At 62.6% G+C, this 14,416-nt stretch carries 6 protein-coding genes, 3 tRNA genes and 3 rRNA genes (1 of these 12 running past the window's edge); 10 read left to right on the forward strand and 2 right to left on the reverse strand.

Translation table 11 applies throughout. The features are described from left to right. The 7 genes from ABS767_RS06495 to ABS767_RS06525 all read left to right on the forward strand — a co-directional run. Positions 1-258 (forward strand): 16S ribosomal RNA (locus ABS767_RS06495) (it extends 1,229 nt beyond the left edge of the window). Positions 259-465: 207 nt separating this feature from the next. After that, positions 466-542, forward strand: a tRNA-Ile gene (locus ABS767_RS06500). A gap of 12 nt (positions 543-554) precedes the next feature. Then, positions 555-630 (forward strand) — tRNA-Ala (locus ABS767_RS06505). Between the two features lie 294 nt (positions 631-924). Beyond that, positions 925-3,718 (forward strand): 23S ribosomal RNA (locus ABS767_RS06510). A 99-nt stretch (positions 3,719-3,817) separates the two neighbouring features. Then, positions 3,818-3,932: ribosomal RNA gene (gene rrf / locus ABS767_RS06515) — 5S ribosomal RNA — on the forward strand. Together the 16S, 23S and 5S rRNA genes with 3 tRNA genes alongside form the textbook arrangement of a ribosomal RNA operon. 110 nt (positions 3,933-4,042) lie before the next feature. After that, positions 4,043-4,119, forward strand: a tRNA-Met gene (locus tag ABS767_RS06520). A gap of 192 nt (positions 4,120-4,311) precedes the next feature. Then, the gene (locus ABS767_RS06525) at positions 4,312-5,553 is read left to right on the forward strand and encodes a threonine synthase (RefSeq protein ID WP_408077542.1); all 1,242 of its coding nucleotides are present in this window, start codon (positions 4,312-4,314) and stop codon (positions 5,551-5,553) included. Here ABS767_RS06525 and ABS767_RS06530 read toward each other — a convergent pair. Together ABS767_RS06530 and ABS767_RS06535 are read right to left on the reverse strand one after the other, a co-directional pair. Further along, positions 5,550-7,034, reverse strand: a complete 1,485-nt coding sequence (locus tag ABS767_RS06530; protein WP_408077543.1) for an MFS transporter — start codon at positions 7,032-7,034, stop codon at positions 5,550-5,552. The genes ABS767_RS06525 and ABS767_RS06530 overlap by 4 nt on opposite strands. A gap of 19 nt (positions 7,035-7,053) precedes the next feature. Then, the gene (locus tag ABS767_RS06535; protein ID WP_408077544.1) at positions 7,054-8,082 is read right to left on the reverse strand and encodes a LacI family DNA-binding transcriptional regulator; all 1,029 of its coding nucleotides are present in this window, start codon (positions 8,080-8,082) and stop codon (positions 7,054-7,056) included. Positions 8,083-8,315: 233 nt separating this feature from the next. Here ABS767_RS06535 and ABS767_RS06540 point away from each other — a divergent pair, with 233 nt between their 5' ends. Genes ABS767_RS06540 through ABS767_RS06550 form a run of 3 tightly spaced genes read left to right on the forward strand, consistent with a single transcriptional unit; the run spans position 8,316 to position 14,413 of the window. After that, positions 8,316-11,036, forward strand: coding sequence for a TonB-dependent receptor (locus ABS767_RS06540; protein ID WP_408077545.1), 2,721 nt, complete (start codon positions 8,316-8,318; stop codon positions 11,034-11,036). 48 nt (positions 11,037-11,084) lie between these two features. Next, complete coding sequence (locus tag ABS767_RS06545) at positions 11,085-12,608, forward strand: tryptophan halogenase family protein (protein ID WP_408077546.1); 1,524 nt, start codon at positions 11,085-11,087, stop codon at positions 12,606-12,608. Continuing rightward, positions 12,605-14,413 carry an alpha-amylase family glycosyl hydrolase gene (locus ABS767_RS06550; RefSeq protein ID WP_408077547.1) on the forward strand — a complete coding sequence of 603 codons (1,809 nt, stop codon included), beginning with the start codon at positions 12,605-12,607 and terminating at the stop codon, positions 14,411-14,413. The genes ABS767_RS06545 and ABS767_RS06550 overlap by 4 nt, the downstream gene beginning before the upstream one ends. Positions 14,414-14,416: the final 3 nt, after the last annotated feature.

Genomic DNA, 14,416 nt, shown 5'->3' on the forward strand with positions numbered 1-14,416 from the left:
AAAAGTCGTCTCAGTTCGGATTGTTCTCTGCAACTCGAGAGCATGAAGGCGGAATCGCTAGTAATCGCGGATCAGCATGCCGCGGTGAATACGTTCCCAGGCCTTGTACACACCGCCCGTCACACCATGGGAGTTGGGTTCACCCGAAGGCGTTGCGCTAACTCGCAAGAGAGGCAGGCGACCACGGTGGGCTTAGCGACTGGGGTGAAGTCGTAACAAGGTAGCCGTAGGGGAACCTGCGGCTGGATCACCTCCTTTCTAAGGATAGCGGCGGAAAGCGCCGGGTCTACGGATCCGGAAGAGCTTCCTCCCATTCCAAAGAACATAGCCGCCGTCCTCATGTCCCTTCATCACTGGATCAGCCCGCGAGAGCATTCTCGTCGGGCTGGATGCCTGAGCTGGCTCACGCCCCTCGCGGCCGCGCCGTTCTCTTTCGAGAATGGAAGTTGGCGCAGGTGTGGCGATGGGTCTGTAGCTCAGTTGGTTAGAGCACACCCCTGATAAGGGTGAGGCCAGTGGTTCGAATCCACTCAGACCCACCATCGCTTTTCAATGGGGCCTTAGCTCAGCTGGGAGAGCGGTTGCTTTGCAAGCATCAGGTCATCGGTTCGATCCCGATAGGCTCCACCATTTTTGCGAATGGGCGTGACATCGACATCCAGTGATGAGGATCATCAGATCCGCTGCGTCATAGCAGCGGTAGCGCGACCATTTCGGTGGTCGCTTGCGTTTTTGACATTGTGAATGGGTTTTTCAAATCGATGCCGTGAGGCGTTGATGGCTTGGCAGACGCTGCCTTGCTTATCGACGTCGAACATCAAGGCTGAGATTAACAACCACACCAAAACAGCCACGCTGCTCTGCTCTGCCGAGTTTCGTGCTGGCGTTAGCCAGCCCAGAGTTGTCGTTGGTGGTGTGGACTCTCAAGCGTGAGGTAAGGGCGTTTGGTGGATGCCTTGGCATGTACAGGCGATGAAGGACGTGGCACGCTGCGATAAGCGTCGGTGAGTTGTGAGCAAACTTTGACCCGACGATTTCCGAATGGGGAAACCCACCTATCCCGATTATTCTTACGATGGTTCGCCATGGTGAGAGTAATTGGGAAACAGGTATCACTTAGCTGAATAAAATAGGCTTCGTGAAGCGAACCCGGAGAACTGAAACATCTCAGTACCCGGAGGAAAAGACATCAACCGAGATTCCGTTAGTAGTGGCGAGCGAACGCGGACCAGGCCAGTGCCTTCATTTCAACTAGCAGAACACTCTGGAAAGTGTGACCATAGCGGGTGACAGTCCCGTATGCGAAAGTGATGATGAAGGACTTGAGTAGGGCGGGGCACGTGAAACCCTGTCTGAACATCGGGGGACCACCCTCGAAGCCTAAATACTCGTACATGACCGATAGCGAACTAGTACCGTGAGGGAAAGGTGAAAAGCACCCCGATGAGGGGAGTGAAACAGTACCTGAAACCGAACGCCTACAAGCAGTGGGAGCATCTTTAGGGTGTGACCGCGTACCTCTTGCATAATGGGTCTGTGACTTAGTGTATCAAGCAAGCTTAAGCCGTTAGGTGTAGGCGCAGCGAAAGCGAGTCTGAATAGGGCGATTGAGTTTGATGCATTAGACCCGAAACCCGGCGATCTAGGCATGACCAGGTTGAAGGTGGGGTAACACTCACTGGAGGACCGAACCGTTTAATGTTGAAAAATTATCGGATGAGTTGTGTTTAGGGGTGAAAGGCCAATCAAGCCGGGAAATAGCTGGTTCTCCGCGAAATCTATTGAGGTAGAGCCTTGGACGAATACCCTAGGGGGTAGAGCACTGGATGGTTGCGGGCGGCGCGAGCTGTACCAATACTAACCAAACTCCGAATACCTAGGAGTACTATCCAGGAGACAGACGGCGGGTGCTAAGGTCCGTCGTCAAAAGGGAAACAGCCCTGACCTACAGCTAAGGTCCCCAAGTCATCACTAAGTGGGAAAGCATGTGGGAATCCCAAAACAGCCAGGAGGTTGGCTTAGAAGCAGCCATCCTTTAAAGAAAGCGTAACAGCTCACTGGTCTAAATAAGGGTTCCTGCGGCGAAAATGTAACGGGGCTAAAGTGATGCACCGAAGCTTAGGGTGTGATCGTTTACGATCACGCGGTAGCGGAGCGTTCCGTAAGCCTGCGAAGCCGAAGGGTAACCGACGGTGGAGGTATCGGAAGTGCGAATGCAGACATGAGTAGCGATAAAGAGGGTGAGATGCCCTCTCGCCGAAAGACCAAGGGTTCCTGCTTAAAGCTAATCTGAGCAGGGTGAGCCGGCCCCTAAGACGAGCCCGAAGGGGGTAGTCGATGGGAACCACGTTAATATTCGTGGGCCTGGTGGTAGTGACGGATGGCGTGTGTTGTATGCTCTTATCGGATTGAGCATGCTTCGAAGTTGTCCCAGGAAATAGCTCCACCGTATAGACCGTACCCGAAACCGACACAGGTGGTCAGGTAGAGTATACCAAGGCGCTTGAGAGAAGTGTCCTGAAGGAACTCGGCAAATTGCCTCCGTACCTTCGGAAGAAGGAGGCCCTGTTATTGCGCAAGCAGTAGCAGGGGGCACAGGCCAGGGGGTAGCGACTGTTTAGCAAAAACACAGGGCTCTGCTAAGTCGGCTTCAAGACGACGTATAGGGCCTGACGCCTGCCCGGTGCCTGAAGGTTAAGTGGAGGAGTGCAAGCTCCGAAACGAAGCCCAGGTAAACGGCGGCCGTAACTATAACGGTCCTAAGGTAGCGAAATTCCTTGTCGGGTAAGTTCCGACCTGCACGAATGGCGTAACGACTTCCCCACTGTCTCCAGGACATGCTCAGCGAAATTGAATTCTCCGTGAAGATGCGGAGTACCCGCGGTTAGACGGAAAGACCCCGTGCACCTTTACTGCAGCTTCAGAGTGGCATTAGGAATTAATTGTGTAGCATAGGTGGGAGGCTTTGAAGCACTGGCGCCAGCTGGTGTGGAGCCTACGGTGAAATACCACCCTGTTGATTTCTGATGTCTAACCTCGTTCCGTTAGCCGGAACAGGGACCCTCTGTGGCGGGTAGTTTGACTGGGGCGGTCGCCTCCTAAAGAGTAACGGAGGCGTGCGAAGGTTGGCTCAGATCGGTTGGAAACCGATCGTTAGAGTGCAATGGCATAAGCCAGCCTGACTGCGAGACTGACGAGTCGAGCAGAGACGAAAGTCGGTCATAGTGATCCGGTGGTCCCTCGTGGAAGGGCCATCGCTCAACGGATAAAAGGTACGCCGGGGATAACAGGCTGATGATTCCCAAGAGCTCATATCGACGGAATCGTTTGGCACCTCGATGTCGGCTCATCACATCCTGGGGCTGGAGCAGGTCCCAAGGGTTTGGCTGTTCGCCAATTAAAGTGGTACGTGAGCTGGGTTCAGAACGTCGCGAGACAGTTTGGTCCCTATCTGCCGTGGGCGTCGAAATTTGAGAGGAGTTGACCCTAGTACGAGAGGACCGGGTTGAACATACCTCTGGTGTACCTGTCGTCGTGCCAACGGCGCAGCAGGGTAGCTATGTATGGACGGGATAACCGCTGAAAGCATCTAAGCGGGAAGCCTCCCTCAAGATAAGATTTCTTAGGACGGTGGTAGACCACCACCTTGATAGACTGGATGTGGAAGCGCGGTAACGTGTGGAGCTAACCAGTACTAATTGTCCTATTCGCGCTTGATGAGTCCCACCATCAATGACAGCTTTGGCTGCTCATTGCGGTTGTAACCTCAAGCCTTGGTGCACATCGATTTGAAACCCCACTTACACCTGCTTCATTGCTTGGTGACCATAGCGTCAGTGACCCACCCGATCCCATCCCGAACTCGGCCGTGAAACCTGACTGCGCCGATGGTACTATTGCTCAAGCACTGGAAGAGTAGGTCGTCGCCAGGCATTGCAGCCGGTGTAAGTGGAAAACCCATTCACAATGTCAGAAACGCAGCACGCGTCGCGCTAACCGGCGCGGCGCGTTTTTGCTTTTGGGGCCTTGCGCCCCGTGATGGCGCGGGGTGGAGCAGCCCGGTAGCTCGTCAGGCTCATAACCTGAAGGTCGTTGGTTCAAATCCAACCCCCGCAACCATCCACATCACGCAAAATGGCCGCCTTTGGGCGGCTTTTTTGTGTCCAGCGTAGATCGCCATCCGTCCCGGCTGTGCCGCACCGATGACTGGGCCACGCTGGTTGGATGATCATTCCGCGTCGCACCTTGTTGATCGCAGAATGGTGCGCCGTGTGCATCGACTAGCTTAGTCACCCGTCCTAAAGCCGCGTGATGCGCCACGACGACAATCTCACAACCGAACGCCCGACATTCGTCACCCATCTCGAATGCGGGATGACGGGGGAGCGCTACGACGCTGACCAGATCCACGGCTTGTCCCGTGTCGGGCGACCGCTGCTGGTCCGCTACGATCTGAAAGCGTTGGGTGCCGCGGTGACTCCCGCCGATCTCGCGCAGCGCCCCGCCGACCTGTGGCGCTATCGTGAGCTGCTTCCGGTACGGCGCGCCGAAAACATCGTCAGCCTGGGTGAGAGCACCACGCCGATCGTTGCGCTGCGGAAGGTCGGTGCAGGAGAGGGCGCGAGGAACCTGCTCGTCAAGGACGAGGGTCGGCTACCCACGGGATCGTTCAAGGCGCGCGGGTTGGTCATGGCGATCAGCATGGCAAAAGAATTGGGCGTCACGACGATCGCGATGCCAACCAACGGCAATGCCGGTGCCGCCGCGGCCGCCTATGCCGCGCAGGCGGGGATCGATGCGGTGATCTTCTGCCCCGACGATACGCCGGAGATCAACGTGCGCGAGATCGCGGCGCAGGGCGCGCGCGTATATCGTGTCAATGGCCTGATCGACGATTGCGGCAAGCTCGTCGCTGCCGGCAAGGAGGCCAATGGCTGGTTCGATCTGTCCACGCTCAAGGAGCCATACCGGATCGAGGGCAAGAAGACGATGGGCCTGGAACTGGCCGAGGAGCTCGGCTGGGAGCTCCCCGACGTGATCTTCTACCCCACCGGCGGCGGTACCGGGCTGATCGGCATGTGGAAGGCGTTTGCCGAGCTGGAGGCGCTGGGTTGGATCGGATCGAAGCGGCCGCGCATGGTGGCGGTGCAGGCCGAGGGGTGCGCGCCGATCGTACGCGCCTGGGAGCAGGGCGAGCGCCATGCCACGCGTTGGGAGGATGCGCACACTGTCGCTGCGGGGATACGTGTGCCGCAGGCGGTGGGGGATTTTTTGATACTCGACGCGGTACGGGACTCTAATGGCTTTGCGATCGCGGTAAGCGACGCGGCGATCTTGGAGGCGGTCGAGGATGCGGCGCGGCTCGACGGGTTGTTGCTGTGCCCCGAGGGTGGCGCCACGCTCGCCGCATGGCGCGCGGCGATTGCGGACGGGCGGGTGTCGCCCGATGAGACCGTACTGCTGTTCAACTGCGCGACCGGCCTCAAATATCCGATGGAGGATCGCTCTGCCACGCTCGACCGGCATGGCCCGATCGATTTCTCGGCGCTCTAGCTCTCGTTCACCCGCATCATGGCCACGGCCGCGATGCACAGCGTTCCGGCGGCGAACGCCATCGTCCAGATCGGCTGCCCGGGGAAGAACGCTTTCATGATCGACCCCATCACCGTCGCGACCAGCAACTGGGGCACGACGACGAAGACGTTGAACAGGCCCATGAAGATCCCGAGCTTCGCTTGCGGCAGGTTCGACGCCAGGATCGCGTAGGGCATGGCGAGGATCGAGGCCCAGGCAATGCCGATCCCGATTTCGCTGGCGATCAGCCAGTGCGGATCGCGGATGACGAAGAAGCTGGCAAAGCCGGCCGCGCCGCACAGCAGGCCGATGATGTGCGTGCGCACCTTGCCGAAGCGCGATGCGAGCAGCGGGAGCAGGGTCAATGCGGCGATCGCCGCGACACCGTTATAGACGGTGAACAACACCCCGACCCAGTTCGCGCCTTCCTGATAGCCCGGATCGGCGGCGTCGGGCGCGCCGTAGAACGCGCCCGCGACCACCGGAGTGGTGTTGATCCACATAATGAACAGGGCCGACCAGCTGAAGAACTGCACCACCGCGAGCCGCTTCATGAGCGCCGGCATCCCCGCGAAATCGCCGACGATACTGGCCAGCATGTTGGTGCCGCGCCCTGCCCTGGCGAGCCGGGCCGCGATCAGGCTGGCGATGCCATAGGCGGCGAGCAGCGCGCCGAGCAGATAGACCTCCTTTTCGAGATCGAACCAGCCGACCGCCAGTGCGACGATGGCGCCGGCGGCGATCCAGACGATGCTGGCAAGCGGACCACGGGCCGCGAGCGCGTGCACGGCATCATCGGCGGCTTCGGCACGTGCGCCCTCGAACGCGGCCAGTTGCTGCGGGCTGAACTCGCGCGTGGTCAGCACCGTCCAGAGCACCGCCAGGAACAGTGCGCCGCCCCCGAACCAGAAGGCATAGGTCACGGTGTCGGGAATGCTGCCGAGCGGCGCATCGTTCGAGACGCCGAGATGCTCGAGCGCCCAGGGGAAGATCGATCCGGCCACCGCTCCCGCGCCGATAAAGGCGGTCTGTACGGCATAGCCCGCGCTGTGCTGATCCTTGCGCAGCATATCGCCGACGAACGCGCGAAACGGCTCCATCGAGATGTTGAGCGACGCGTCGAGCACCCACAGCATCACCGCGGCAGCCAGCAGCGCCGGCGCCAGCGGCATGAAGAACAGCGACAGCGCGGCTAGGATCGCGCCGGTGAGGAAATAGGGCCGCCGCCGGCCGAGGCGACCGAGCCAGGTGCGGTCGCTCAGATGGCCGATGATCGGCTGCACCAGCAGTCCGGTAAGCGGCGCCGCGATCCATAAGGCGGGCAGATTGTCGATCTCTGCGCCCAGCGACTGAAAGACGCGGCTCATATTCGCATTCTGCAGCGCGAAGCCGATCTGGATCCCGAAGAATCCGAACGAGATGTTCCACAGGCCCCAAAAGCCCTGGCGCGGTTTTTCCATCATGAATCCTTGAAGCGGGTCAGGCCGGTGCACCGCACGAGCGGCGAACGACGAGTTTGGCGGGGAGCAGGACGTCATGGACGCGATCGTCGCGGATACAGCCGAGCAGCGTTTCGACCAGCATCCGCCCGGCGGCGCGGGTATCCTGCATGACGGTGGTGAGTGGCGGGTTGGTGAAGCTCGCCGCCGCGATATCGTCGAAACCGACCACCGCGACATCCTCGGGGACGCGCAGGCCATGCTCGCCCAGCGTACGCATGGCGCCGATCGCGATCAGGTCGCTCGCGGTGAGGATGGCGTCGAAGGGCGTGCCGCGCGAAAGCAACGCCTCCGCCGCCGCCGCGCCCGCTTCCTCTGATGTCAGGGCATCGACCTGCAACTCCGGGCGCGGAACCAGCCCGGCCTCCCGCAACGCCGCGGCATAGCCGCGGTAGCGATCATGGAACTCGGGATAGTGGCTCGATGCCGTGCCGAGAAAGGCGATCTCCCGTCGCCCCAGATCGATCAGATGCCGCGTCGCCGCGCGTCCGCCGCCGTGATTGTCGCATCCGACGGTCAGCCCCGCGCCGCCGCCCTCGACCGAACCCCAGCGCACGAAATGCGTCCCCTGCGCGATCAGCTCGCTCAGCTTGGTCCGATACAGTTCATAGTCGCCATAGCCGAGCAGGATCAGCCCGTCGGCGCGGCGCGAATCCTCGAAATCCTGATGCCAGTCGCTGCCCAGCTGCTGGAACGAGACGAGCATGTCCTGCCCATGGTCGGCGCAGGCGCGCATGATCGATCCCAGCATGGAGAGGAAGAAGGGATTGATCGCGCTGTCGTCCGCGCTCTCGTCCTGGAAGATCAGCACGGCCAGTGTTTCGGCATGGCGGCTGCGCAGGTTCGACGCGGCCTTGTCGACGCGATAGTTCAGCCGCTGCGCGATCGCCTCGATCCGCTTGCGGGTCGCCTCGTTGACGCCGCGGCTGCCGCGCAGCGCGCGCGAGACGGTCGGCTGCGACACGCCCGCGAGGTGCGCGATGTCGAACGATGTCGGCTTGCGTTGCATAGGCCCGGCACGCTTCCCCTAAGCATCCACGGATGTGCCCTCCGTGTGATGCGGTGACGTTGGGCGCCTTTCTCGGAGCCGTCAATGTTGCGCAGCGGCCACGCAGCACGATCCCCTATGCTGAATACGTATGCCACGCTCTGGCATGATGCGCGGGTTGAGCAGACAAGGCGATCCAACGCACCGGACGGGTGTGGCCCGGCCAGTCGAAGGCCGGTTTAGGGGAGGAATTCATGCGCAATCTCGCAGGCGGCCGCGTGGCTGCTCGACTTTCCATCGGTACCAGCGGAAGCGCGATCGCCGCCGCGCTGCTCGTCGCGGGTCTGTCCGCGCCAGCCTATGCCCAGGACGCGGCGCCCGCCGAACCGACGGGCGAGGAAATCGTCATCACCGGCTTCAAGGCGGCGCTGGAAAGCGCGGTCGCAGCGAAGAAGGATTCCGAGCAGATCGTCGAATCGGTCTCGGCCGAAGACATCGGCAAGCTGCCCGACGCCTCGATCGCGGAATCGATCGCGCGCCTGCCGGGCCTGACGTCGCAGCGCATCTCGGGCCGCAGCTCGTTCATCTCGATCCGTGGCTTCGGCCCCGATTTCTCGTCGACCCTGCTCAACGGGCGCCCGCAGACCTCGACCAACGACAATCGCGGCATCGAGTTCGACCAATATCCCTCCGAGGTCGTCAGCGCGGTCAACGTCTACAAGACGCCGAACGCGTCGCTGACCAGCCAGGGCCTGGTCGGCACGGTCGACATCCGCACGATCCGTCCGCTGGACTATGGCAAGGAAGTCTTCGCGGTCGGCGCGCGCGGCATCTATACCGACATGGGCAAGCTCAACAGCGGGTCGAAGGAATGGGGCTACCGCCTCAACGCGACCTATGTCGGCAAGTTCATGGACGACCGGCTCGGCATCGCGCTCGCCGCGGCCTATGTCGACGAACCCTATCAGATCGAGGAATTCGAGGCGTGGGGCTACGCGACCGACCCCAGCGGCGACAATGTCGTCGGCGGTGTCAAGCCGTTCGTCACCACCTCGCAGCTCAAGCGGCTGGGCATTTCGGGCTCGATCCAGGCCGATTTCGGCAGCAACTGGATGCTGACGCTCGACGGCTTCTATTCGAATTTCGACGATACCCAGATCAAGCGCGGGATCGAACTGCCGCTGGCGTGGAGCGGGGCGGTGCTGTCGCCGACCGGGCGCGAGGTTCAGGACGGGGTGATCACCGCCGGCACCTTCTCGAACGTCGAGGGGGTGGTGAACAACCACAATTATCTGCGTCAGGCCGATCTCTATTCGGGCGGCATCAACCTCAACCACAAGGGCGATGACGGCTGGAACGTCAATTTCGACTTCGGCTGGTCGCGCACCGATCGCCGCGAGCTGACCCTCGAATCGAATGCCGGCACCGGCCCGGGCGGCGGCGTCGGCGCGGTCGACACGCTGAGCTTCCGCACCACGCCGCAGGGCACCTATTTCACCTCGCACCAGCTCGACTACAGCGATCCGAACCTGATCGTGCTGACCGATCCGCTCGGTTGGGGTGGTGGCGCGCCGGGCGGGCGCCAGCATGGCTATTACAACGACCGCATCGTCGACGACGAGCTGTTCAGCTACCTCGCCGAGATCGAGCGTGAATTCGACGGCGGGTTCATCAAGAGCGTGAAGCTCGGCGCCAACTATGTCGATCGCGAGAAGTCGCTGGTTCCGGACGAATATTATCTTCAACTGGCTGGCGGCGCGCTGCAGGCCCAGGTGCCCGCGGAATATCGGCTGGAGCCCACCAACCTCGACTATCTCGGCCTCGGTCCGATGCTGAGCTACAACCCGCTCGATCTGCTCAATGGCGGGGTCTACACCCTCGTAGCCAACAATGGGCAGGACGTGCTGTTCAAGAGCTTCAGCGTCGAGGAAGAGGTGTTGAGCGCCTATGCCATGGCCAACATCTCCGCCGAATTCGGCGGTGCGCGGCTGACCGGCAATTTCGGCGTGCTGGCGCAGAGCACCAACCAGAACTCGACCGGCTATATCATGACCCCGACCGGCCCGCAGCTGCGCACGCTGGGCGACGATTACTGGGACGTGCTGCCGAGCATGAGCCTGTCGCTGCGCTTCGACAGCGACTTCGTGATCCGCTTCGGCGCGGCCCGCGAAATCCAGCGGCCCCGGCTCGACGACATGCGCGTCAACATCTCCTATGGCCCGAACCTGGCCGAGGGGATCGTGACGGGCGAGGGCGGCAACCCGTTGTTGCGCCCGTATCGGGCGACCGCGTTCGACCTGACGTTCGAGAAATATTTCGGGCGCAGCGGCTATGTCGCGCTGCAGCTGTTTCACAAGACGCTGCACAACTACATCTACACCGCCGAACGCCCCTTCGATTTCTCGAGCTTCCCGGTCGTCCAGCCGACGCCGCCCGTCGACACGCAAGGCCGCATCAAACAGCCGTTCAACGGCGACGGCGGCAAGATCTATGGCGTCGAATTCGCCGGGACCGTTCCGTTCGAGACGTTCACGTCGGCGCTGTCCGGCTTCGGCGTGACCGGTGGCGTATCCTATACCAAGTCGGAGATCGTGCCCGATCCGACCGATCCCAATTCCACGCCGCAGAACATCCCCGGCTATTCGGACTGGGTCGCGAACGGCACCGCCTATTTCGAGAAATGGGGCTTCAATATCCGCGGCAGCGTTCGCTATCGCTCGACCTTCCTGGGCGACTTCTCGGGGCTGGGCGCAAACCGCACCCGTCGCCGTGCGCTGGACGAGACGATCGTCGACGCGCAGGTCGGTTACGATTTCCAGCCGGGCAGCGCGCTCGAAGGGCTGTCGCTGTTCCTCCAGGGGTCGAACCTGACCGACGAGCCCTTCGTCGCGATCAACCCCGGTCGCCCGCTCGAGGTGCTGAACCATCAGCGCTTCGGCCGGCGGTTCCAGGCGGGCTTCACCTACAAGTTCTGATCTCTACCGTGTCCCCCGGCGGGTCCCGCCGGGGGGAAAGGCGATACGATGTCTGAAATGGTGCGCAGCATCGTCATCGTGGGCGGCGGCACCGCGGGCTGGATGACCGCGGCGGCGCTGGCGCGCTTCTGCGGCAAGGGCTGGCGGATCACGCTGGTCGAATCCGACGAGATCGGCACCGTCGGGGTGGGCGAGGCGACCATCCCGATGATCCGCAATTTCAACCAGGCGCTCGGCATCGACGAGGCCGATTTCCTGCGCGCGACGCAGGGGACGTACAAGCTCGGCATCGAATTCGCCGGATGGGGCGGGCGCGACGATCGCTACATGCATGCGTTCGGGCTGGTCGGTCGCGGGCTGGGGCTGCTGCCCTTCCACCATTACTGGCTGCGCGCGCGGGCGGCGGGCAAGGCGGGGCCGCTCGGCGACTATGTGCTCAACAACGTTGCGGCGTATCGCAATCGCTTCGCGCATGTGCAGCGCGCGGCGGACAGCATGCTGCCGCCCTTGCCCTATGCCTTTCATTTCGATGCGGGGCTCTATGCCGCCTATTTGCGGCGCTATGCGGAAGCGCGCGGCGTGGTGCGGGTCGAGGGGCGCGTCGTCGATGTCGAGCGGGATGGCGGGAGCGGCGATGTCGCGGCGCTGACGCTGGCGGACGGCGAGCGGATCGCGGGCGACCTGTTCGTCGACTGCTCGGGCTTTCGCGGGCTGTTGATCGAGGGCGCGCTGGCGACGGGGTATGAGGACTGGAGCCACTGGTTGCCGTGCGACCGCGCTGTTGCAGTGCCGTGCGCGAGCGTGCGGCCGCTCACGCCCTACACCCGCGCGACCGCGCGCAAGGCAGGCTGGCAATGGCGCATCCCGCTCCAGCACCGCACCGGCAACGGCCATGTGTTTTCCTCCGCGCATATGAGCGAGGACGCGGCGACCGCTACCCTGCTCGGCAATCTCGACGGCGAGGCGCTGGCGGAACCACGCATGCTGCGCTTCACGACCGGCAGGCGGACGCGCGCATGGAACCGCAATGTGGTCGCGATCGGCCTGTCGGCGGGGTTCATCGAGCCGCTTGAATCGACGAGCATCCACCTGATCCAGACCGGCATCAACCGGCTGCTCGACTTCCTGCCGAACGGCTCGGTGGCGGATGCCGATCGAGACGCGTTCAACCGGCTGACCGCCTTCGAGATCGAGCGCATCCGCGACTTCGTGATCCTCCATTATGCCGCGAACGGCCGCACCGGCGAACCGTTCTGGGATGCGCTGCGGACGATGGAGCTGCCGGAGCCGCTGGCGAACCGCATCGCGATGTTCCGCGCCAATGGCCGGATCGTGCGCGAGCATGACGAGCTGTTCGATGTCGCGGGGTGGGTGCAGGTGATGGTCGGGCAGAATATCCTGCCCGAACGCTGGCACCCGCTCGCCGACCAGATCGACGATGCGCAGCTCGACCAGTTTCTCACCACCGTCGCCACCGCCTTTGCCCGCGATGCGGAGCGGATGCCCGACCATGATGCCTTTGTCGCGCGCTGCGTCGCGACGCCCCAACCCCAGGAAGTGACCCGCCTATGAAGCTGCTCCCGCTGATCCTCGCCACCGCGATCGCCGGCCCGGCGCTGGCGCAGACCGCGCCGTCGCTGCGCGACCGCGCAGCGGAGCAGGAGGTGCTCTACTTCATGCTCCCCGACCGGTTCGAAAATGGCGACCCCGGCAACGACCGGGGCGGGATCAAGGGCGATCGGCTGACGCACGGCTTCGATCCCAGCCACAAGGGCTTCTTCCATGGCGGCGACCTGAGGGGGCTGATCGCGCGGCTCGACTATATCCAGGGGCTGGGCGCGACCGCGATCTGGTTGGGGCCGATCTACAAGAACAAGCCGGTGCAGGGCGGGCCGGGGCAGGAGAGCGCGGGCTATCACGGCTATTGGATCACCGACTTCACTAGGGTCGATCCGCATTTCGGCACCAATGAAGAGATGAAGGCGTTCGTCGATGCGGCGCATGCGCGCGGGATCAAGGTCTATCTCGACATCATCACCAATCACACCGCCGACGTGATCCAGTATCGCGAGTGTCCGGAAAGCGCGTGCGAGTATCGCAACCGCGCCGACTATCCCTATCAGCGCAAGGGCGGCGTGACGGGCGCGGCGATCAACCCCGGCTTCATGGGCGATTCCGTCCAGACCGCGGAGAATTTCGCGAAACTGACCGACCCGAACTACGCCTACACCCCGTTCGTGCCCGAGGCGGAGAAATCGGTGAAGGTCCCGGCATGGCTCAACGACCCGATCTTCTACCATAATCGCGGCAACACGACCTTCCGCAACGAAAGCTCGACCATGGGCGATTTCGTAGGGCTCGACGATCTGATGACCGAGAATCCGCGTGTGGTTCAGGGATTCATCGATATTTATGGCGGCTGGATCGACCAGTTCGGGATCGACGGCTTCCGTATCGATACCGCGCGGCACGTGAATCCGGAGTTCTGGCAGGTGTTCGCGAAAGCGATGCAGGAGCGCGCCGCGGCCAAAGGCATCCCGAACTTCCACATCTTCGGTGAAGTCGCGAACGAAGGCGATGCTGGCGATCTCGCGCTGCACACCCGCGTCCACCAGCTGCCGAGCGTGCTCGACTTCGGCTTCCGCGCTGCGGTGCAGGCGACGGTTGCCGGAACAAAGGGGACCGACACGCTGGCGGCGCTGTTCGACCGCGACGCGCTTTACGAGGGCGGCGCGGCGACCGCGCTCAAGCTGCCGACCTTCATCTCCAACCACGATCACGGCCGCTTCTCGACCGATGTGCGCACGGCGTTCCCGAAGGCGGACGATGCCGAGCTGCTGGCGCGCGTAAGGCTCGGCCATGCGATGCTGTTGCTGTTGCGCGGCGTGCCGACCGTCTATTCGGGCGACGAGCAGGGGTTCATCGGCGACGGCAACGACCAGGATGCGCGCGAGGACATGTTTGCGAGCAAGGTCGCCGTCTACAACGACAACAGGCTGATCGGGACGACCCGGACGACAGCGGAATCGAACTTCGACACCGCGCATCCGCTCTATGCCGAGATCGCGAAACTTTCCGCCGTGCGGCGGGCGAACCCCGCGCTCGCGCAGGGGCGGCAGGTCACCCGCAACTATGACGACACCCCGGGGTTGTTCGCGGTATCGCGGATCGACCCGGTGTCCGGCACCGAAGTGGTAGTCGCGTTCAACACCAGCGGCACGCCGATCACCCGGCAGGTGGAGGTCGGCGTCGGATCGAGCCGCTTCACGTCGCTGGTCGGCACCTGCGCCGCCACCGTCGCCGCGCCGGGCAGCCTGACCGTCAGCCTGCCTGCCTTCGGCTATGTCGCCTGCGCCGCGGCCGGAGAGGCCAAGTGAACC

The organism is Sphingomonas plantiphila, from assembly GCF_046000505.1.
In the GTDB taxonomy this organism is placed as follows: Bacteria; Pseudomonadota; Alphaproteobacteria; order Sphingomonadales; family Sphingomonadaceae; genus Sphingomonas; species Sphingomonas plantiphila.